Source organism: Bacteroidota bacterium (genome assembly GCA_016713765.1).
Lineage (GTDB): Bacteria > Bacteroidota > Bacteroidia > AKYH767-A > 2013-40CM-41-45 > Pollutiaquabacter > Pollutiaquabacter aromativorans.
This window is the reverse complement of record JADJON010000001.1, coordinates 2,561,665-2,583,674: the sequence shown is the minus strand read 5'-3', so window position 1 is coordinate 2,583,674 and position 22,010 is coordinate 2,561,665. Positions and strand designations below refer to the sequence as shown.

Genomic DNA, 22,010 nt, shown 5'->3' with positions numbered 1-22,010 from the left:
TCTGAACTATTGGGCTAATTTGTAAACTTGTTCGTATGATAAAACGCCAACATCAAGGGAAAAATGCTCAATGGCTGCATTCCGGATTTTTTGTGATGGAATCGATAACAGTTGCGGGATTTGTTCGATTATGAAATCGTAATCCATCTCTGAAAAGGACTGCACTACAACCCCAGTACCCGTCTTTTGGATGATTTCGCTGGTATCACCGACGTTGGCGTTACAAAGAACAGGTATACCCATACTCATGATTTCAGCCATCTTTGCGGGGGATGATGCAATTTTCGAGTAGACCGGTTTGATGAAAAAGATAGAAAGGTGCGATAAGGATAGGAGGCAGGGAACCTGTTGGTGATTGCTGCTTCGTATGATCAAATCTTCCGGATTCAATCCATTCTTTCCCCAGCGTGCTTTGATATCTTGTTGCTCCTTGTGTGTTACGAAGAGGAACTTCGCATTCGGATAGGATTGCTTCAGTTTTCGGAAGAACTCTAACATTTCATCCAGAAGGTACCAGGTTCCGATTGCTCCGATGTAGGATAGGACAATGTCATCTGGCTTTATATTTAACTCGTCCATCAGTTGGCTACGGGATTGCGGTTCCACTTTTTCGGGATCGAATATCGTGGTGTCCACACAGCATGGAATTACTTTAATTCGAATCGGTTGGCGGGGTATTGACCTCCAACTCCAAATTTCTTTTTGGGCAGATTCGGTAAGGCAAACGGTGTAGCTGGCTGCATTGAGGAATTTTGCTTCAAACCGCTTGAAAAAGCTGTAAATAAGCCTGTAAATGAACTTGTTCTGATCCCACATTTCACCGTCGATTCGTTCGTCAGCGAAAAAGCCCCGCATGTCGAAAATGAAACGTATGTCACGCGACTTCTTTAGGTAATATCCAATAAGTGAAGTGATATAGCTACGGCAATGGACTATTCCAAAACGGTGAACCTTATTTAGCCTGATGCTGCGAAGGGTCATCCTCAAGACGTCGTAGATAGTTGAAAGCACCGGAGGGCGCTTCGTATAAGTAATTGAATGCCATTCAATTTGATGTTTTTCCAAGTTCTTCCGGATAGTTGCCAGTAGTTCGGCAGGAGCTTTCTTCTCCGAGCTTAGGACCACAATCTTATGACCCCGCTTACTCAACCCGACGATGTAAGGGATGACCTGAGACTGCCCAAGCGGGTCTGATAGTCCATCATACGTCAAGTACAAGATCTTCATTTTTGAAAAATCGGAATAATTTGATTGTGGCTAAAGAAACTCCCTTTTGTCATGAGGACCGCGTAAGATGTGCATGTTTTGGTAAAAGTAGTTTAACTTCGTAATTGATAAAGGCTTCAGTTTAACTATTTTTCCATAGTAGATCCAATCATTGCACCGATTTAGGTTGCACTTTTCTTCTTCAGAACGCAGCGAATCCATGCCACGTATACTAAGGATAATTCTAGCTTTGAGTATTTAATTTCTCTTCTTTTGTTAAAGTTGGTTGGAACAAGTTAGGACTGCGTGGTTAATCATCGACGACAAACATGTCCTGTTATGGTATGTTGCCGCATCCAAAATCTAACAACCTGCCGTTGAGGCGATGGGCAATTCGTTTCACGCCCTTATTGATGCCTCTTTTGATGAAGTAATTGGTTTCGATGAATACTCCGACGATTCCCGGACGGAATTGTTCTCGACGGTTGAATGCTTGGAGTAGTTGTAGGATACCAATGGAAGGAGTTCGACGGAGCGAGGGGTTACAGTTCCTGTTGTATCAGGAATAAATGCCTTCATATACTTTTCGGGCGACGCCAAAATTGCGATTGCTTTCCACGATCGGCCTGATCTTATCGTAAAGTTGACGAATGGTAAAGGTGTTCAGCAAGCGATCGATGGTAATTACGGCTGAGCGGTAATCTTCGGTATGCAAATTTTCCAGTACTGCACCTATTTCGTTGTCCGCGATGATTTTGCTGTCATCGGCAATATTCTTGGTGATGACTACAGGGAGCCCAAGTGACCAGTACTCCACATTCTTGATCGGAGCCGAATACTTCCTGGAAGGAACGGGCTTGTACGGACTGATTGCGAAATCGCCCAAGCCGATGTAATCGGGAATGCTGCTGTGAAATACGAAAGTTTTTTTGACGATGACTGGATCGAGACCGGATGCCTTCATCCAGCGATCGAGGTTCTCTTCCTTTTCGTTCGTTAGCAAAAGGACCCTAAACCTGTCCCCCCAGTACTCGGAAGCTACCTTGAAAAAGTCGAAGACCTCCTGTTCAAGGTAGAGTCCGCCAAACTTGCCTGCATAAACGCAGACGATTTTATTTTCCAGCGCCAGCTTATGAAGGAGGTAAGGCTTCTTTCGATTGGTAAAACTGAACCTGTCCAGGTCTACACAAGCAGGTTTGACCACCGGGTTCCTGAGGGTGATTCCCAGTGATTTTCGGGCATAATCCGTCATGTCTTCTGTGCAGCAGATCTGGGTCCTGGAATGCTGTCCTTCAAGCTTCTCGAATCGCTTTAGAATGCGATAGGCTGGTGAATTGGCAGTCCAAGTCTTTGTCTCTAGCATCACATCGGCATGTGGTTCGTAACTATCCATGATAAGCGGCTTTCGGGTGAGTACAGATACCACGTAGCCGATGGCACCTGCGGTCGTACACCAGGCATGGATATGGCTCACGTTGCGGAAGATGGCCAATTGGCAAAGTCTCAGCAGAATTGGGATCCAATTGAGGAAACTGAGGATTCCGAAACGGTAATAATGAAAGTCGATCCACTTAATCCCTTGCAAACGCAAGCGGTGTCGGATTTGAGAACGTTCATTCGCATTCAGATGAAGGTGCTTTTGTTCGAGTGTCACCAGATAAATGTACCGGTTCGGCGGGAGGATGCCGTTGAACAGGTGTAGGTAAGGCAGGGTGTAAGCCTGAATCAGGGCATCCTTGTAGCTCCAGTAGGTGATAACCAGTATATTCTTCGTTTTTTTCACGTCCGGAGTTTCTTTATTTGTTCGACTACCTGATGTCCCATCAGGCATTTAACGTATAGCACAAGATACTTCCTTTTCCAGCCTCCGATGCGAGAAGCCTGACGAAGCTGCTCTCTTGCCGCGTCCAAACGATGATCAATGTAGTAATGTATAGCTGAAAAATACGCGGCATGGGCTTGAAGCTGTCGGATTTCCTCCGCAGATAGATTTACTTTTTGTAGGAGCCACTCGACTGCAGCATTGGTTTTTTGAATGATGATGGTGTGGTCCGAACGCATCGACCTGTCATCATGATCATTCATAAGGATGGTCGATTTGTTGATTAAGTAGAGTTGCTGGTGTCGGAGATTCTGCAAGAAGAACATCCAGTCTTCTTTGATCGCATACCGACGATCTTCTTCAAATAGATGCAATTTCGGATTATCCCTGCGTACGCAGACATTGCAGCCCATCGGGTTGCCAGACAGGAACAATTTGTAATCGTACCAGCCTTCTGGAAGAGAATTGATTTTGGTAAAGCGTGTCTTCCCGTTTCGTAAGAAAAGAAATTTCGTGGCGATGAATCTGGGCTGTTTCAGTTGGTCAATATAGGCTTTCAGAGTCTCAAGATGTTCAGGCAACATCATGTCGTCCGAATCAATAAAGATCACATATTTTCCTTTAGCGAGCCTGAATCCGTTATTCCTGGCGGTACCCCGTTCGGAATTCACCTGTTCAATAAGACGTAAGTTCGGAAATTGGTTGTACCGATTCCGGATTATTTCAGGAGTATGATCGGTACTTCCGTCATCGACTACCAGTATTTCGAAATCCTGGCAAGTTTGTTTCAGGATCGAATCAATGGTCTCCGGCAGAAATCTGATCCGGTTATAGGATGGTATGACGATGGAGAAATAAGGAAGTGCTTCCGTCGACGGTGTCATCGTGCAATTGCTCGGAACAGTTGGATTAGTACTGGTGGTAAGAACCGACTGCGTACAGCGATGCGCTTTAGATTCATTTTGCTGTAAAATGAAGGGGAGAGTGTATGAATCATTTCGAGAATATGTTTAACCATTTGCATGTCAAGTACCTCATAGTAGATGATCAATTGGTAGAAGAGAAAGTAGGTGACGATGAGATCAATGTCCTCTTTAAGAAGTTGATGTTTGATTCGGATGGAAGGTTCATTTGGAAAATAGAAGCCGTTTTCAGAGAGTAGGCTGAGGGTTGAAGCGGGGATATCTGTAGAATTGAGGAAGCGGGAAAACACCCTTGCCCATTCGCCGGCGAATCTAGGTAGCTGGCTAACCGTCTTGCTGGAACTGTGAAGCCTGTATTTCGACAGAACTTCATCGGTTCGAATGATGTCGAATTGACCGGCTATCCGAATGAGTAGGTCGTAATCCATTCCGAAATGAAGAGATTCGTCGAGCAGTCCGGTATGAGCAATCGCTGTCTTCGTGAAGAAAGAAGAAGGCTGTGGGAATGGTATTACGGAAAAGTAACGTAAATGCAGGTCATGCGGCTCAGCGCCTTTTATCAGATCCTTTTTTCCTTTTCCGAAGAGAATCGATTTCCCGTGTAACATTCCGGCGCTGGGATGTTCCTCGAATAACCGGATTACCTTCTCGAAGGTCCCGGGTAAGTAAAGATCGTCACTGCAAAGCCAACCGATAATATCCCCTGTCGCCTTTCGCAGACCTTTGTTCAGCGCCTCACTTTGGCCGGAATCCTTCTCGCTCACCCAATAATGAAGTCGGTTCTGGTATTGCTCGATTATGCTCACAGATCGGTCGGTGCTGCCACCATCAATGATGATGTATTCGAGATTGGGATAGCCTTGTTGCAAAACTGATACAATCGTTTCCTCAAGGAAGTCTCCTTGATTGAACGAGGGTGTAATGACTGAAATTCGAGGTAACACCATCGGTTTAGTTTTCTGGTTTGATGAAGCGGCCCTTAAGTGTATCGCCCAATCCTGTAATGGTCAGTATGGTATTCAGAACGATTCTAATACCCTCTAAAAACGCATTGCTGAAGATTCTAGATCGAAGTTGTTGATCTTCGTTATAAGTCGTATTGACAAATGGACGATAATCGGTAGGCCGATGACGCTTTCGCCATCCTTCCCGTAGCCGTCCCACTGAAATTCCAGTTGTCGCAACACCTAGCTTTCTGGTACCTGCAGAGTCGAACAATTTCCTTAGAGAAGTTCGATTAAAGTAATGAAGATGCTCAGGATAGCAAAGTACTCCCCAATTAGCTTGAAGGATTCGGCGTGATAGGGAAAAGTAATTAGGTGTAGTTAGATAGATAAGCCCCCCAGGACGAACTAGTTGAGTCATTGCCGTGGCTTCTTGCTCAATACACCGTACATGTTCAATTACCTCTAAAGATAGTACAACATCGAATGATGACTGAGAGAAGTTGGAGGGGTCCAGTTCGCCTTGGTACACTGTGATACCCTTGGAGCGAATAACTCCAATCGACTTATCGCTGTATTCGGTTCCGGTCACTTCCCAGCCTTCCTGACGGGCTAATTCGAGAAACGCCCCGTGGCCGCAGCCCACTTCTAGTAATCGGTTGTTTTTTCTAAAAGGTTCGAAATTTTGCAGCAATTCCCGGTAGCGCTTGATCGTGAGCGGAGACAAAGAGCCGTAATCAGGATATGCCGCATAAAAGTCATCCAGTTCTTTATCCAACGGCATGGGATGCATGAACGCATGCCGACACTTGGGGCATTCAAATAGTCTGGGAAATCTATCAGGGTAGGGTAGTTTACTTGCCGTTGCTTTACATACCGGACATGTCCTCGAGAGGCGTTGGTCCGCAATACTGGACAACTTCATAGCATCAGAATTCGTACCCCAAAAGTTCGATGTCTTTCTTAAAGGCATTTGCTACCATATCGCGCGTTCGATCGTTGTAATACTCCTTATAATATTGGTGATGGCTGCGATTTGTTATTGGGAGCTGAGTTGATTGAATGTTCAGTCGCCTACAGATTTCATTAAAATCGCTTTGGAGGGTTTCGAATCGACCTATATAATCGACTAAAAGCGTCCCACTTTTATCGTAAAGAAAATCCGTCTGGAGTTCAATGTCCTTATTTACGCGCCAAGTAAGATATTCTTCGAAATTCTTGGTCTTGCTGATCAACTTGTGTTGTCGGTGATGTTTGTCCTGCAACATGAAGTGATAAAGGGAAACCTGCCAGTCCCAGGGGTTACGGACAAACGAAAACTTGAAGTACTGGTTAAAAACCTCCGGGCTCAGCCAGTCTTTGCATTGGCTGGCTGTAATGTGATCGATCGCCCAGGTGGATAAGCGTTTGGAACGACTGCCGATCTTGAACTTGACATTGGTGAGGAAGGGGAAGTCATTCCAGGTCCGGTCATCGTAGCGGTCCAATACTCGACGAATACTGGTGCCGGCTACTTTGTAGATATGAATGAACAGGAACTTCTTTTGGTGGGAAAGAATCATAGGACGTCGGGACTGACGAGTCGCAGTTATTCAGACTTTGTGGTTACCGTGTCCTTGGGTCGCTTCCGTTCCGAATTGAAATAGGATAATGTGCCACGCCGGTAATCCTTTGGAAATTGGGCAGGAAGTTGAGGCAAAAGGGGGTTTTCGGGTTCGGAAGCCGAAGCTGCTTTAGCGCCGCGCCGAGAACGGCTGAATTCAACCGGTAGGGAGGGAATGAGACGAAAAATCATGGCCGCATTAAGATGAACATTCAGTTAAGGGTGCTGACCGTTTCAATCACTTCCCGCGACCGCACCAGCCGCTGAAATCGGTAATCGATTGGAACAAACGATCAAAAGCTTTCCGTTCTCGAAACAATTGCGAAACCAATGCCCATTCATAGTTGGCATAGACCCTGTTCACAAATCGATCGATACGAGGTGAAAAGATACTCCGAATTAAAAAGCGAAGCAAGAGCCGGAAAGCGGAAATGCAGTTTTTCCACCATACGGACTTGATTTTAAAAGTTTTATCCAAGTTTGCTCGATAGATCATCAAGATTGTTTCGGAGCGTCCAAATCCCTGGAACAGGCCATTGATATAGCGGTCGGTCAGTCGATTTTTAGGTATGAAATGGGTTAGTTGAAGCCTTTCATCGTAGAAGAGCTTCCATCCTCGCGACATGAAAGCCAGGCACAACTCGCTGTCTTCTCCGGCGGTCAATTGTCCTCCTTTTCTTCCGGAAAGTTTGCTCGTGAAACCGCATCCGAAAAGGTCGTACCAGGCACTTTTTCGAATCGTCAATCCTGCGCCCCACAGGAATCCCCGCTGTGGCGTGACGTAACTGCTGGATTCTGCCTGCTTTCCTACGGCGTAGGCATACGCCATTCGGTCAAACCAATAGGGGGCAGCCACTTCGGTCGCCGCAGCATTTTGACCTCCGCAAGCCGCCATATCCGGATCGGTCTGTAGCCTTTGCCACACCCGCTCCACCCAATCCGCGGCGACCCAGTTATCGTCGTCAATAAAACTCACAAGCTCATACCGGCTTTCCCGCATGGCACAGTGCCTGGCTTGCATGAGGCCCGGTATTTTTTCCGGAACGATGCGCAAGGGTGCGGGTTGTACTCCCTGCCAGGCACGGTGGGCGACTTCCACGGTGTCGTCCGTGCAGGCATTGTCGATGATCAGCACTTCCCACGGAATGTTTTCGCTGAGACGCTGAAGACTCAAATGGCGCAAGGTCTCGGCAATGCGGGCACTGCTGTTATAACAACAGATGGCGACGGTTACGCCGTTCATGAATGCACGTGTTCCAATTCGAAAACGTCGATCAGATTCTGCTTGAAGCGTTCTATACTCTCATCGTAGGGAGCTGATTCTGTTTTTACCGGATGCGTCAACAAGTTGTCCATTTGTTCCGCAAGGTCGTCTGCTGAGTGTCGGTTGAAGAACCGGACGTTCTTGTTGACCTGCTCCTGATTGACGGCCAGATCTCCGACCAGTACGTACTGATTCAAGGCTTTGCAATCCTCAATCACCGTACTCCAGCCTTCGAACAAGGACGGTTGAATCACCGCGACCGATTGTTTCATGATCACCAACTGGTCCTCCCGGGGAATGAAGCCGATGAAGCGAACATGATCCTTCATGTTCTCGTTGTTGATGTAGACCTGCAACTTGGAAAAGTACTCCCGATCCCGGTAAGTAGATTGTTTGCCCGTGAACACGACGACAAAGTCCGTGTGTTTTTCTTTGATCTTGTTGATGGCTTCCAAAACCAGCCGATGGTTCTTATGCGGCCAGAATTGGTTGGAGACAACAAAGAACTTCTTGTCGATTCCGTATTTCATCAGGACCTGCTTGGGGTTCAGTTGGGAAATATCCGGCAGCAGGGAAATGAAACGGAGGATCTTGACCCGGTTGCGGAAAGGCCCGAAGAACTTTTCGAAATCGTTGAAGGAATCCTGGCTACTCAGGATCAGGGTGTATTCCTGGTTGGAGGCGATCCGTTTCATGTTCTCCACCACGTAGGAATATTCTACCTGGGAGACGTACTGCGGATAGTACATTTCCTGGAAGTCTGGCTTCCAGTAGTAGCGACGTTTCAGAAAAAAATTCTCGTCGCAATCGAAGTAGGGGTACAAAATGTCGGCATGCGAAGGGAAGGAATAGCGGCGAAGGATATTGGTCCCGATCGTCTCCCGGCTGATCTTATTGATCGCTTTCGTGAAGAAGTTCTTTCGAATCGGTTTGTACTTGAAATAATCGATATACGGATAGTCGATCTCCTTCACTTCCTGGATAGGAGAGTCCTCGGTATAAATGATGGTAAGATGCGGTTGAAGGGAATCCTCCAGTAATTTAAAACCCTTGATCAGGTTCTGGATGTAGATGACAATGCCGGCGGAAAAATCATAATTGACGCGGTAGTTCAGCGCAATTCTTCTTCTCTTAACCATAAAGCGTAGCGGGATAGCCCTTCCTCCAAAGATACTGAATATTCGAATCCGAAGGATTCCAATAACCGGATGTCGGCCCTCCAGTTTACCGGATCGCCTTCTTTTCGCTGTCCGTTGAATTCCAGGACATAGTCATTGCCCAGTTGTCGACAAAACGAATTCGCGGCATCGCGGATCGTAGTTTCGACGCCGCTGGAAACATTGATGACCTCGCCGGCAAAGCGGGTATGCTGAAGTATCTTGTCCAGCGCGATCGCCAGGTCCCCGACGTATATGAAGTCGCGGCTTTCTTCGCCGGTCCCGAAAAGACCGATGTGTTTGCCGGATTTTGATTTCTGGTAGATGTCCCAGAACAACTGCTTGGTAAGTCGTTCGCCGAATACGGAAAACAAGCGCAGGCTGCAGGTCGGCATTCCGTACAGCCGACTATGTTCACGACACATGAGTTCCGAGTAAAACTTGTGCCAGCCATAGGGCGACAACGGGGCTACCGGATGTTCCTCGGTCACCGGCAACACGCCCGGACTACCGTACACCGCCGCACTTGAAAGGTGGATCAGTTTACAGCCGGGCTTTTCAGTTCGCAAACTATCCAGTAATCGAAACAGGGTGCCGCAATTCAACTGAAAGTCGAGCTGGGGATGCTGCAGGGAGACAGGAACGCTCCCGTTGCCCCCGGCAAAAACGCATGCATCGGGTTGCGACGTGCGGATGACGGAGGCATAATCGGGCTGAAAGCGATCGACACAGGTGTAGAACTCGTCGCCGCTCGCCGGCTTCACATCGCACACGAAGACGGTATGTCCGTTTGCACGAAAATGCCGGGTCAGGTGAGACCCGATAAAGCCGCGTCCTCCAATGATCAGGATCCTCATCTGCCTGTGTTTGTGTCGTGGTGCAAGGTTGTTCGTGTCTTGCGGATAATACCCTGGCCGGTAGGAAGGCAAAGGATGGACTGCCCACGCGCTTCCGCGAAACGGTCGAACGCGGCTTTCTGAAGTTCGTGCTGGGGGAAGCCATAGTCGTCCAACAAGATAAATCCGCCATCGACCACCTTTTCCCAAAAGTATTCCAGGGCGGCTATTTCCGGGAGGACATTGTTCATGTCAATGGAAAGATAGCAGATTTGACCGGTATCGCACTGGGAGAGTGTATCGGGTACGGGGCCACGGATGATCCTGACATCGAAATCGCGAAAGGTTTGAACGACCTCCGCATAGCTGTCGCGGTACTTGTAATTGTCGATTCCCCGTGTCCGCTCTGCATCGGAAATAAACCTCGGGTCAAGTCCCTGAAACGTGTCCAGCAGGTAGAACTTTTTTCCCAGGGAGTTGAAAGGAAGGTATTCGACGATCGAACGCGCATAGGCGCCGGTATTGACTCCGCATTCGACGAAATCTCCGGGTAACAGGCTCGCCTGTTCGGCGCACCAGCATACGACGTGTATCCGCCACTGCAGCGTGAAGCCTGGCCAGGGATTCGTCGCGGCTGCGGCTTTGTACGCGCGGGCAAACCGCTCCTCACGCATGAAATCGGCATTGTTACTGGTGGCAAGCCCATCGGTGTTGTAGGTCAACGGACCATGTACGTTGTTGAACAATTCGCTGTCATAACGAATCGAGCGATAGTGTTTCCAGAACCAGCGGATACGGACCAGCAACAACCGTAACGATAAGGGGAAAAAGGATCGGAGGTCCATTTTATTCGGTATTACGGATGAACCGGGCCGGATTGCCGGCAACGATGGTATAGGGCGCGACGTCGCGGGTCACCACACTGCCAGCGCCGACAATGGCTCCTTCACCAATGGTGACGCCCTTCAGGATGATCGCTTTTGCACCGATCCAGGCGCCATTGCCGATTCGAATGGGTTGCATTGGCGTCTTTGACCAGTCGTGTCGCCGACCGTTTTTCCATTCGGCGGTATCATTCCAGCGGATCTTCGAATCGGTATTGTGGTTGTCGTTGTCCTGGATCATGCAGTCGAACGAGATCAGTACATTGTTACCGATGGTGACTTCGCAAGCGGATCCGATCAATGTGTTGTTGCCGACAAAGACATTATCGCCAAGCGTGATACGGGCATTGGCGGTATAGGTGCTCAGTATGCCTTCGACCAGGCAGCCGGCCCCGACCCGGATCACCGATCCTTCTTCGAGGCGCACAACGGTGCCCTTGATCTCCGAACCTGCACCGGCATCAACGGGTTGCACTGGCTGCGGTTTTCGAAACAGACGTAGGAGACGACCCAGCATTGCTCAGCGTTTACAGACGAACCACCTTCCGAAGGATATGCCGTCGTTCCAACGGGAATTAAGGATATGAACTTCGCGGAAGTGACGCTTGAATCGCTCCAGCCACCACGCATCGGAATTGTTGTGAAAAGTCTGGATCGTGGTAGAGGTGGTCATCCAGCCTTCATTCTGTCCGCTTTTGGATGTCGGGATCATGTGCATGGAACATTTGCGCGTGATCCGCGATGCTTCCGCGATGAACTTGTCAATCCCATTCGTCGTGAAATGTTCCAGAGATCCTATACTGTAAGAATAGTCAAAGCTGTCGTTCGGATAACTCATCTGCGTCGCGTCCGTGACCGCTAAACGATCTTTCGGAATGCCGCGTTCGGCTGCTTTGGCGATGAGCAGGTCGGAAATGTCGCAGCCGTGCACTTCCAGTTTCGGGTACTTGCCAAGAATCGAGATGGTCACGCCCGTGCCGCAGGCGATGTCGAGCACTTTCCCTTCGCAGTTACATAACAACATCTGGATCTCGATCCATGTATTGTCTGCGCCCCAGTTGTCGAGGATCTTGGCGTATTCGGGGTCGAAATACATATCAAGGTCCTGGGTATCGTTCTCGTTTTTCGGATAGCGGATGATCTTTCCCGGTGTGGACAGAATGCCGAGACGACGACCGATTGCGGGAATGACCGGCGGTGTTAGCAGTTGAAGTATTCTGGTGATCATGTGGAGCGAAGTTAAAACAGCGTATAAGTTACGTTTATTGCCAGGTATCCCACTCAGGGTGAACGATGATGCTGCCGTAATTGACGCCTTCGTATGCCGCCATTGAGGATCCGGTATCGACGATGCGCACCGGCGTTTCGTTTTCGAGGACTTCGTACACCTTACCGTTGTCGATGAACAAGGCGTACCGGAAGGAATAGGCTCCGGGCGCGATCAGGGAGGATGGAAGACAAAGTCGGATCAGGATATGATCGGCATTGCTGGTCCTGAACCTGTCGGCATGTTCGAGTATCGTAAAGATGAAGTTTCCGAAGCGGTCGGCAAGCGAGACGCCGATCTTCATATTCTTTTGACGGGAACGGTCTTTGACTCTGATGAATAGGTGGATGGAGTCGTCGAAGCCGAAAATGTCGTTCGGCCGACCGTCGCGAGTGCCTGCATAGATCTCTTGAAAGCATACATCCTTGTGTGCTTCGTGTTCAGGCGTGCTGACGTAGGTGCCGGTTCCGGAGGCCGATGATTGAAGGTATTCCTGAACAATCGTTTCGGTAGCGCCGTTTCGGTGTACCGTTCCTTCTTTCAGCCAGATACAGCGGGAGCACAATTGTGTGACAAGGCCGAGATTATGACTGACGAAGAGAATCGTTCGCTCTTCATCATGACTGATCTCGTCCATTTTCTTCAGGCACTTGCTTTGAAATTCCGAATCCCCGACGGCCAATACTTCGTCGATGATCAGGACGTCGGCTCGCAGGAAAGCCGCGACGGCGAAGGCCAGCCGCAGTTGCATTCCACTCGAGTAATGCTTCAGGGGTGTGTCCAGGAACTGCGCGACCCCGCTGAATTCAACGATGTCGTCGAACCGTGCGTTGATCTCCGAACGCAGCATGCCTAAGATAGAACCGTTGAGGTAAATGTTCTCTCGGCCAGTCAGCTCGGGATGAAAACCGGTTCCCACTTCCAACAAACTGGCGATTCGTCCGCGCGATCGGATCAGCCCGGTGGTGGGTGGGGTGATCTTGGAGAGTATCTTCAGCAGGGTCGACTTTCCGGCTCCGTTCTTCCCGACTATCCCGACCGATTCGCCGGGTTGTATGTCGAACGAGACGTTTTTCAACGCCCAGAAATCTTCCTTCTTTCCACTGCCTTTGAGACTAACCAATTGCAATAGCTGCTCCCGGAAGGTCAGATATTGACCCGACGAATGGCGTATGTCGAAACGTTTCGATACGTCGCGTACTTCGAGAATGGGCAGCTTGGACATCAGGAAAGGTCGGCGAAGTAGTTTTCTGTTTTTCTGAAGTAAAGCAAACCGGTTATAAAGAGCAGGAGGGCGCCGGTCACACTGATCAGGCAAATGCCTGCATCCGGCGTGCTCCCGTCAAAGGCTGAACGAAAGATGGCAATCGCGCCATAGAGCGGATTGCACTGCATGAGTTGATTGAGCCAGTTCCAGGGAAGTCGGTTCAACGGATAGATGACGGGCGAAACAAAGAAGAGTACCTGAAGGAAGAACGGAATGATGTAGCGGAAATCCCGGTACTTGACATTCAGTGCCGATAAGAGGCTGCCGAGACCTAAGGTTGCCAGTAAGGTGATCAGTACGGATAGGGGAAGGCCGATAGCCAGATTCAACCAATGAATCTCGACCTTGTAGTAGATCAAAATGCCGACGAACAAGAGGAAGGTCATCATGAAATCGACCAGGCTGGCAAGAACGGAGGATACCGGGATCAGGATCCTCGGAAAGTAAATTTTCTTGATGATGTTGGCGTTCGCTACCATGCTGTTTCCCGCATTCGCTACACCGGTGGAAAAGATGTTCCATAACATCAAGCCGGAATAAACAAAAACAGGGTACGGCAGGCTGGCGTCGCTGAGTCCTAAGGCCCTTGAAAAGAAAACGGTGAAGACCAGCATGAGCAGGAAAGGCTGCAATACGGCCCACAAGGCGCCCAACACAGTCTGCTTATACTTGATCTTGATGTCCCGCCAAATAAAAAAGTAGAGCAGTTCCCGATAGGTCCAGAGCTCGGCCAGATTCAAGCGGGTCCGGCTGGCCGGTCGGATTTCGTATTCTACGGGCATTTCACCACAAACCTAGCGAAATGCCTTAAAAACAGCAAGAATGCCGCTCTTTTAGCGTGGGTCGTTTCCTCTGATCAAGTGACGCTGGATTACCTGGTCGCGGAAAATCACGCGAAGCGAGTAAATGCCCGAAGCTAATCCGCTTCCGGATACCCGAATGCGGTTCAAGCCTTTAGTGCCTTTACCGGAAAAGAGGTCCCGCACGACCTTGCCGGAGCCATCGAACAGGGCAACTTCAAGCTGATCCGAATTCGGCAAAAAGACGTCGAGAACGGATTCGTTCGTAAAGGGATTCGGATAGGGATCGCTGATGAGCAGATTGGGGGTCCGGTTAAAGCAGCGTTCGTTGTTTCCGGGAACATCGTCGGATTCATCGTTCGGGTCCAACGCGCGAATACAATAGTATTCCGGTGACGCGCCTTCGTTCAGCAGAAAGGCTGCCCGGAAATTGTACCACTGGATACCGGTTGGTCCGTTGGGAAGCAGGTCGTTGGAAACTTCCTGTATCGTGCTGCCGCCATCCAGACGGGCTTCCAGGCGGTATCGGTCGATCGGACGGGTGCCGAGGTTGGCCACCCGTGCGACAATGTGGAAGTAATTGCCGTCGATGTAGGAGGAATCGCCTGTCACCGCAAGATCAAGGATCGGCCGGATCACGTAGATGTTCTTTTGGATCGAATCAACGCAGCCAAACGGACTCGTCACGTATTCGGTAATGACGAATAAGCCGGTATCGGTGTAGAGGTGCGTTGGATTCATCTGGCTACTGCCTGCTCCGTCGCCGAAATCCCAGGAATAGGTTTGTCCGAGTTGTGAGAGGTCCGAAAAATTGACTTCGAGCGGGGGATTCCCAAACTGCGGATCGAAGTCGAAATTGGCGACCGGTAAAGGATGGATCCGGATGTCACGGGTGACGCTGGCTTCACAACCGATATCCGAAACGACATCCAGGGTTACACTGAGCGTTCCGGTGTCGGCAAATGTGTAGACAGGAGCGAATCCGGATAGCATCGTGCCGTCTGGAAGCGACCAGGTCCAGTTGGTGATACTGCCGATGCTGATCCGACTCGTATCGACAAACGTGTATTCAGTATTCACGCAGGCGGGCTGTGTCGAAAAGCCGGCTTCCGGTATCGGACTTACGGTAACCTGCCGACTGGCGGTTGAAATGCACCCGCTGAACGAGGTGACCGTTAGTGTTACGGTATAAGTACCGGGGAAGGCATAGTAATGCGCAGGTTCCTGTACCTGATTGGTCTGATTATCGCCAAAGTTCCATAAGAAAAGACTGTCTTGCGCCGAGCCGGGATTGAAGAATTCCATGAGCTCTCCATAGCACGTTGGCGAATAATTGAAATTCACCGGAGCAGCCGGATTGATCTGAACGGTTTGCGCGGCGGTATCGCTGCAGCCGTAATCCGTTGTGGCTACCAGGTACACGGTATAGCTCTGAAGCGAAGAATAGATGTGGCTGGGGTGTTCCAGGCTGGACGTATTTTGGGAACTGCCGAAGTCGCCAAAGTTCCAATAGAACGTACTGACGACCGAAGGAGTGTCCACTGTACTCGTCTGAGTAAACTGCATCGGCTGCCCTTCACAGGGATTGATGTAGGTGAAGGAGGCGGTCGGGTAGGGATGGACGCTGACTAATTGACTGACGCTGTCGGTGCATCCGAAGTTGGACATTACCGTCAGGACGACGGGAAAGGTCCCGATTCCCGGATAAAGATGGGATGGGTTGGCCGACATGGCGGTGTCGCCGTCTCCAAAGTCCCATTCGTAGCGTTGTATACTCGAACCACTTGGTGCGGTCGAAAGGTCCGTGAAACCGATCGCAACCCCGTCGCATGCTTCGTCGACTACGAAGTCCGCTACCGGACTTTCAATAATGTCTATGGTCTGTTGGAATATGGAACTGGGGCAATTACTCGGAGCGTAAGCAATCAGGCTGATCGTATTCTGCCCCGGCGTATAAAACCGGTGGATCGGGTTGGGTACGGTGTCCAGTGTACCATCACCGAAATTCCAGCGCCATCCGCTGATGGTGTCGCCTGTCACTACGGACAGATCGGTAAACCGGACTTCACTACCCTGACAAGCGGTTGTAGGAAGAAAAGTGAAATTGGGCGTTGGGATATTGTTGATTCGAATGACCTGATCTACGGTATCGATACACCCGTTGTCGGCTGTGACGATGTATTGAACCGCGTAATCTGCCACCCCGCCCGTATAGATATGACCGGGGTTCGTGCTTGTGCTCGTTTGTCCGTCGCCAAAATCCCAGCTTCGGTCGATGATCGCTGCTCCGCTGATATCGGTCAGGTCAACGAACTGTACTTGTTGTCCGACACACGTATTGGTCGCATCGAAGGCGGCTCGCGGACGGTCATTGACGAAAAGGACATCCGTACTTCCGGCGCTGCATCCGATGGAGTTTGTGATGGTAAGGGAGATCGTATAGTTCCCCCCGGTGGTGAAGGCATACTGTGGCGATTGGAGATCCGAGGTATCTCCTGTTCCGAATTCCCAATGCCAGGTAGTAATCGTGTCGGAAGGAGCAAAGGAAAGGTCGGTGAAATCGATCAGTGTTTCCGAACAACCAGTACCGGTTGTGAAGGCTGCCACCGGCAGTGGGGTGATGCGCACCGTGTCCAGGATCGTGCTGGAACAGCCCGCGCTTCCCGAAACGGTGAGTGAAACCGGGTAGTTTCCGGCCGCAGGATATACGTAAACCGGGTTTTGGGAATTCGAGGAATCCCCGGTACCGAATTGCCAATTCCAACTGGTGACCGCCCCACCGCCGGAATCAGTCGAGTCCTGGAATTCCGTCAGGTCACCGAAGCAGGAGCCCGTAAAGCCAAACGCCGCGATCGGACGTGCGGCAACATTGACCTGCTGTGCAAATACGGAAGCAATACCGTCGTTATCCCATGCGGTCAGCACGATCGTCTGTACACCGGGAGTTGTGAATGTCACACCCGTCGGTTCGAAGTCCTGTGAGGTGGAGATGGCGGCAGGGCAGGTGTGACTGTCTTTCATGAATCGTATCCGGGAGTTACCGATATCGAGTACGGAAAGATACCAGGCATCACCGATGCGTGTAGCACTGACACCTTTCGGATATAGACTGCCGAATCCGTCACCACCGAGCAGTGTCGGGGTCGGGAGCGTAATGTCCGTACCCAGATCGTATCGGACCAGTTCATTGCCGGAGAAACTGGTATAGACCATGCGCCAGTGATCGCCATCCCGAAAGGTCACAAGGTCGGAAGGCTGACCCAGAACGTTCATTTCTGAAAAGGCCGGGCTATTGTTCAACGAGTTACCGAAATCACCGACCAGGACTTTGCCTGAAGTGTAGCCGGCGATCAACACCATCCAACGGTCACAGGTCCTGATCGGTTGACAGTCGAGAACGAAGGTCGTACCCGGCACCGACAAAGTCTGAGAAACGGTTGGCGTGTTCAGAATAGATGTCCCGAAATCGAGAATGGTGATGGTCGCGGCGGTAAAGTTGGACACGATCCCGAAGATGGATCCGTTCGGATCTTGTACGAGGCGAATGGATCGCGGAGCCGTGAGCGGGCTGCCTGCGGAAGGAAGGATGGTGGTTGCGGAATCCGGTGCATTGGACAGACTGGCTCCGAACGCGATCCGGACCACCGACAGATTCGAGTAATCAGCAATTATTGCGTACCACTTTCCCTGTTCCTGATAGAGCGCCAGATCTCCCGGTTGGGTCAGCAAGCCGCCCGGATTTCCCAAGTCGGTGATCTCGGTCGGAGCTGACTCGGGACCGTTTCCGTAGACGAATCTGACAATTGCCTGGTTGTTCATTGCACTCAGAAATCCGAACAGCGTATCGTCCACCAAGGCAAAGGTTATATCGCCCGGATAAGAGGCGGAAAAGGTGGTGTCCGATATCAACGTCGGGCTGTTTACCAAATAACCCGGGCAAAAATCCCATTCGTAACGGACTGCATTGCTGCTGTTATTGACGAGTTGCAAGGCATCACCGGCGCAGATCTGCGCTTGAACATTGAAGTTTGCTGTCGGACATTGGCCAAGCAAGGGGGAGGCCGTGCGAAGGACAAGCAACGTCGTAAACGCCAGGAAAAGACGATTCATGTAGACACGTTATTAAGTGTCAACACTATACGTTATGGGGGGCTGGAAAGTTCGTAGATCAGGCCGGGGTAAATGCGGCTTGATAGTCTTTGTAAACGGCTGAAATTCCGTTCTTTAAAGAAATTTTGGGTGACCATCCCAAGGAGCGGATCTTGGACGAATCCATCAGTTTTCTTGCAGTTCCGTCGGGCCGGGATGGGTCGAAACGCAATTCACCTGTAAATCCCGTAATGTCCCTGATCAGTTCCGCCAGGTCCCGGATGCTCACCTCTTCGCCACTTCCGACATTTAAAAATCCCGCTTCGTCGTAATGGTCCATCAGTTGGAGACAGGCAGCGGCAAGGTCGTCGACGTGAAGAAACTCACGCAAGGGAGTGCCGGTACCCCAGATTTCTACGGATGCGGCCTGCTGCATTTTCGCTTCGTGGAATTTCCGAATCAGCGCGGGTAATACGTGGGATTGCTGCAAATCGTAGTTGTCGTTGGGGCCGTAAAGGTTGGTCGGCATTGCTGCAATGAAATTCGCGCCATATTGTTTACGATAACTTTCGCAAAGCTTGATGCCGGCAATCTTGGCGATCGCATAGGGTTCGTTCGTTTGCTCCAGATAGCCCGAAAGCAGGTATTCCTCTTTGAGAGGTTGTGGGGAGTTCTTGGGATAGATGCAGGAAGAACCGAGGAACAACAACTTCTTGACGCCGAATTTCCAGGCGGCATCGATCACATTGGCCTCGATCATCAGATTATCGTAGAGGAATTCGGCCCGATAGATGTTGTTGGCGTGGATCCCACCCACCTTGGCCGCTGCGAGAAAAACATAGTCTGGCCGCTCCTGTTCAAAAAACGTTTTCGTTGCAGCCTGATCTCGCAAATCAAGTTCCGATGAGCTACGATACAAGAGGTTGCGGTACCCGGAAGCCTCTAAGGCACGGACAATGGCGGAGCCGACCATACCGTTATGACCGGCGATATAAATCCTGTCGTGCTTATTCATGATAATTGAAAACCTTATGCCCGCCTTCTTTCAGGTACTTGTCCTTTCTGAATAACTCAACATCGGCCGCCATCATTTCTTTCACGAGTCCGCGCAGGTCGTATTTCGGAACCCAACCGAGATTTTTTCGGGCTTTTGTCGCATCTCCCAATAGCAATTCAACCTCGGTCGGACGAAAGTAACGCGGATCGACCGACATGACCAACTGACCTTTTTTTAATTGATATTCCGGGTGATCGCAGCGTGTGACGTAGGCGCGTTCTTCACTTCCGCTGCCGGTGAATTCAACCGATATCCCCACTTCTTCGAAGGCCAGCTTCAAGAACTCCCGCACAGGTGTCGTAGTACCTGTTGCAATGACGTAATCTTCGGGATGCTCCTGTTGCAACATCAGCCACATGGCTTCAACGTAGTCCTTTGCATGTCCCCAATCCCGCTTCGCGTCAAGATTCCCGAGAAATAATTGCTGTTGTAATCCGAGTGCGATCCGGGCAACGCCGCGAGTGATCTTTCGCGAGACGAAGGTTTCGCCGCGAAGCGGTGATTCATGATTGAACAGAATTCCGTTGACAGCATACATGCCATAGGCTTCACGATAATTGACCGTAATCCAATAGGCATACAATTTAGCGACAGCATAGGGTGAGCGCGGGTAGAAAGGCGTACGCTCCGATTGCGGAATCTCCTGAACCAGGCCGTACAATTCGGAAGTGGAAGCCTGGTAGACCTTCGTTTTCCTGGTCAAACCGAGTAATCGAATGGCTTCTAAAATCCGAAGCGTTCCGACCCCGTCTGCGTTCGCGGTGTATTCAGGAGTTTCAAAGCTCACCATCACGTGAGACATGGCTCCAAGGTTGTAGATCTCGTCCGGTTGCACTTCCTGGATGATCCGAATCAGGTTCGTGCTATCGGTAAGGTCTCCGTAATGAAGTTTGAACCTCACGTTCTGTTCGTGAGGATCCGCGTAAAGGTGATCGATCCGGTCGGTATTAAAGAGGGAACTACGGCGCTTGATGCCGTGTACCATATAGCCCTTTTGCAACAAAAGTTCAGCAAGGTAGGCTCCGTCTTGCCCAGTAATACCGGTAATAAGCGCAACTTTCATGGAAGGAGTTGAGACAAGTCGCCCGTAAGGGGCCGATAGTTTCAAAGATACGGAATTATTGCGAATTTCGACTTTTATCCGGATGCCTACGTGCGTATGAAACTGGTCTTTGCCACTCAGAATTCCAATAAAATCAAGGAGGTGCGATCGCTCCTGCCATCGAGCATTCAACTGATTTCGCTGCGCGATCTCGAAACAGGCGAAGAACTCCCGGAAACCGGGCGAACGCTCGAAGCCAATGCGTCACAAAAAGCCCGTTACATCTATGACAAATTCGGCTTGAATTGTTTTGCCGATGATACCGGGTTGGAAGTGGAAGCCCTTGGAGGCAGACCCGGTGTATGGTCGGCTCGTTATGCTGGTCCGGCTTGTCGTACGGAGGACAACATACGGAAAGTGCTGACCGAGTTGAAAGATGTTACCAACCGGGCAGCTCGCTTCCGGACTGTGATCGCCTTGATCGTGGATGGAGAGGTATATCTCTACGAAGGGATTGTGAATGGTCGGATTTCACTTGAGCCATCCGGCACCGGCGGATTCGGCTATGATCCCGTCTTTATTCCTGATCAGGAAAGCAGAACGTTCGCGGAAATGTCGCTTGAAGAGAAGAACCGCATTTCACACCGCGGCATGGCCATTCAGGCCTTCATCAGCGGCTTGACAACGATTGTGAAGGAACGTTGGCGTTAACGGAGGTTTCGCTCCACCGTACGCGTTGCGTAAAAAAATACGCCGAACATGACAATCAGGTAGACGGAGAAAAGCGTGGTGTAGAGATGCGTCCAGGAAACCAGGAACCGTTCGATGATCACCACCAATAAGAGGGAAACAAGCGTCATTCCCCAAAATACCAACGCTACCTGACGATCGGTTAAACCCAGGTAAGCAAGCGCATGCGTCGTATGATCCTTGCCGCCGATAAATGGAGATTTCCCCCTTCCAAGTCGGTTGATCACGACTGTGGTCGTATCAATGATCGGCATAATGAATACGATGAGTGGCAGCAACAGATTACGTGCGGAAATGAGGTCGCCGGATGGCGGTTCGGCATTCCAAAGGTATTTGATGCCGGTGGCGGCAAGGAAAACGCCGAGAAACTGACTTCCGGTATCTCCCATGTACATCTTTGACGGGTTCCAATTGAAATACAGGAAGCCGATGAGTGCGGCCATCACCCCGGTCAGCACCATGAAATACACGCTTCCGACTTCCTGGTGGAAGATCATCACCACCATGGCGGATAATATGATCGAGATGGACACAGTCGATGTGATGGCGTCCATATTATCCAGCATGTTCAGGGAATTCATGATCCCGACAACCCACACGATGGTGATGACATAGTTGACCGGTTCCACGTAAGAAAGGGATATTTCCGTACCCGTCACCATGAGGATCACCGCGCAGGTGACCTGTGTGAGGAACTTGAGAAATGGCTTGGTGTTGTACGCGTCATCAGCCAGTCCAAGTAGGAATCCCAGCATGGAGGCCAGCAATAGGCCTATGAATTCTTTGTTGAGGAAGACCTGGTTCGAGTCGAAGAAGATGGAATACGTGATGATGGAGAGGAGAAATAGGATGTAGAAGGAGAAGCCGCCGACTGCCGGTTTGCTTTGGGAACCCCACCGGATGACCGTGTCATCCTGATTCCGTATGCCCAGTGTTCGGACAAATTTGAGAAACAACCGGTTGATCAGGAATGAAAAGAGTATGGAGGCGATGAAATAGGTACCGTAGACGGTGATGAGATATTGGTGCTCGGATGCCATGGAATGCCGGTCGGTTAAATCGATGCTGAAGGTAGCGGGCTTGGTATAATGAGGTTCGA

19 protein-coding genes are annotated in these 22,010 nt (G+C 50.2%); 1 reads left to right on the top strand and 18 read right to left on the bottom strand.

The window, feature by feature from the left end; genetic code table 11:
* Positions 1-6: 6 nt before the first annotated feature.
* From IPJ96_10095 to gmd, 17 genes are all read right to left on the bottom strand, one after another.
* A complete protein-coding gene (locus IPJ96_10095) occupies positions 7-1,227 on the bottom strand; it encodes a glycosyltransferase family 4 protein (GenBank protein ID MBK7910701.1) in 1,221 nt (406 codons plus the stop codon).
* A gap of 538 nt (positions 1,228-1,765) precedes the next feature.
* Positions 1,766-2,989: a hypothetical protein gene (locus IPJ96_10090; protein ID MBK7910700.1), complete on the bottom strand. Its 1,224-nt coding sequence runs from the start codon at positions 2,987-2,989 to the stop codon at positions 1,766-1,768.
* Positions 2,986-3,912, bottom strand: coding sequence for a glycosyltransferase family 2 protein (locus IPJ96_10085; GenBank protein ID MBK7910699.1), 927 nt, complete (start codon positions 3,910-3,912; stop codon positions 2,986-2,988). Before IPJ96_10085 ends, IPJ96_10090 begins: the two co-directional genes overlap by 4 nt.
* Positions 3,909-4,898 (bottom strand): glycosyltransferase, encoded by a 990-nt coding sequence (locus tag IPJ96_10080; GenBank protein MBK7910698.1) that lies wholly within the window; start codon positions 4,896-4,898, stop codon positions 3,909-3,911. Before IPJ96_10080 ends, IPJ96_10085 begins: the two co-directional genes overlap by 4 nt.
* A 4-nt stretch (positions 4,899-4,902) precedes the next feature.
* Positions 4,903-5,679, bottom strand: a complete 777-nt coding sequence (locus IPJ96_10075) for a class I SAM-dependent methyltransferase (protein MBK7910697.1) — start codon at positions 5,677-5,679, stop codon at positions 4,903-4,905.
* Between the two features lie 145 nt (positions 5,680-5,824).
* Positions 5,825-6,457 (bottom strand): sulfotransferase family 2 domain-containing protein, encoded by a 633-nt coding sequence (locus tag IPJ96_10070; protein ID MBK7910696.1) that lies wholly within the window; start codon positions 6,455-6,457, stop codon positions 5,825-5,827.
* A 279-nt stretch (positions 6,458-6,736) separates the two neighbouring features.
* Entirely contained in the window at positions 6,737-7,741 is a 1,005-nt protein-coding gene (locus IPJ96_10065) for a glycosyltransferase family 2 protein (protein ID MBK7910695.1), read from the bottom strand.
* A complete protein-coding gene (locus IPJ96_10060; GenBank protein ID MBK7910694.1) occupies positions 7,738-8,901 on the bottom strand; it encodes a glycosyltransferase in 1,164 nt (387 codons plus the stop codon). The genes IPJ96_10065 and IPJ96_10060 overlap by 4 nt, the downstream gene beginning before the upstream one ends.
* Positions 8,874-9,776: an NAD-dependent epimerase/dehydratase family protein gene (locus IPJ96_10055; protein ID MBK7910693.1), complete on the bottom strand. Its 903-nt coding sequence runs from the start codon at positions 9,774-9,776 to the stop codon at positions 8,874-8,876. The genes IPJ96_10060 and IPJ96_10055 overlap by 28 nt, the downstream gene beginning before the upstream one ends.
* Positions 9,773-10,600 (bottom strand): class I SAM-dependent methyltransferase, encoded by an 828-nt coding sequence (locus IPJ96_10050; protein MBK7910692.1) that lies wholly within the window; start codon positions 10,598-10,600, stop codon positions 9,773-9,775. The genes IPJ96_10055 and IPJ96_10050 overlap by 4 nt, the downstream gene beginning before the upstream one ends.
* A 1-nt stretch (position 10,601) precedes the next feature.
* The gene (locus IPJ96_10045) at positions 10,602-11,156 is read right to left on the bottom strand and encodes an acyltransferase (protein ID MBK7910691.1); all 555 of its coding nucleotides are present in this window, start codon (positions 11,154-11,156) and stop codon (positions 10,602-10,604) included.
* Between the two features lie 3 nt (positions 11,157-11,159).
* Positions 11,160-11,867: a class I SAM-dependent methyltransferase gene (locus IPJ96_10040; GenBank protein MBK7910690.1), complete on the bottom strand. Its 708-nt coding sequence runs from the start codon at positions 11,865-11,867 to the stop codon at positions 11,160-11,162.
* Positions 11,868-11,901: 34 nt separating this feature from the next.
* A complete protein-coding gene (locus IPJ96_10035) occupies positions 11,902-13,122 on the bottom strand; it encodes an ATP-binding cassette domain-containing protein (protein ID MBK7910689.1) in 1,221 nt (406 codons plus the stop codon).
* Between the two features lie 8 nt (positions 13,123-13,130).
* The gene (locus tag IPJ96_10030) at positions 13,131-13,955 is read right to left on the bottom strand and encodes an ABC transporter permease (protein MBK7910688.1); all 825 of its coding nucleotides are present in this window, start codon (positions 13,953-13,955) and stop codon (positions 13,131-13,133) included.
* Between the two features lie 51 nt (positions 13,956-14,006).
* Positions 14,007-18,083 (bottom strand): PKD domain-containing protein, encoded by a 4,077-nt coding sequence (locus IPJ96_10025; protein MBK7910687.1) that lies wholly within the window; start codon positions 18,081-18,083, stop codon positions 14,007-14,009.
* A gap of 58 nt (positions 18,084-18,141) precedes the next feature.
* Positions 18,142-19,077 carry a GDP-L-fucose synthase gene (locus tag IPJ96_10020; protein MBK7910686.1) on the bottom strand — a complete coding sequence of 312 codons (936 nt, stop codon included), beginning with the start codon at positions 19,075-19,077 and terminating at the stop codon, positions 18,142-18,144.
* Complete coding sequence (gene gmd / locus IPJ96_10015; GenBank protein MBK7910685.1) at positions 19,070-20,182, bottom strand: GDP-mannose 4,6-dehydratase; 1,113 nt, start codon at positions 20,180-20,182, stop codon at positions 19,070-19,072. The genes IPJ96_10020 and gmd overlap by 8 nt, the downstream gene beginning before the upstream one ends.
* Positions 20,183-20,278: 96 nt before the next feature.
* Between gmd and rdgB the strand changes: the two genes are divergently transcribed.
* Complete coding sequence (rdgB, locus tag IPJ96_10010) at positions 20,279-20,872, top strand: RdgB/HAM1 family non-canonical purine NTP pyrophosphatase (GenBank protein ID MBK7910684.1); 594 nt, start codon at positions 20,279-20,281, stop codon at positions 20,870-20,872.
* Here the strand turns inward: rdgB and IPJ96_10005 are convergent.
* Positions 20,869-21,951 carry an undecaprenyl/decaprenyl-phosphate alpha-N-acetylglucosaminyl 1-phosphate transferase gene (locus IPJ96_10005; GenBank protein MBK7910683.1) on the bottom strand — a complete coding sequence of 361 codons (1,083 nt, stop codon included), beginning with the start codon at positions 21,949-21,951 and terminating at the stop codon, positions 20,869-20,871. The genes rdgB and IPJ96_10005 overlap by 4 nt on opposite strands.
* Between the last annotated feature and the right edge of the window lie 59 nt (positions 21,952-22,010).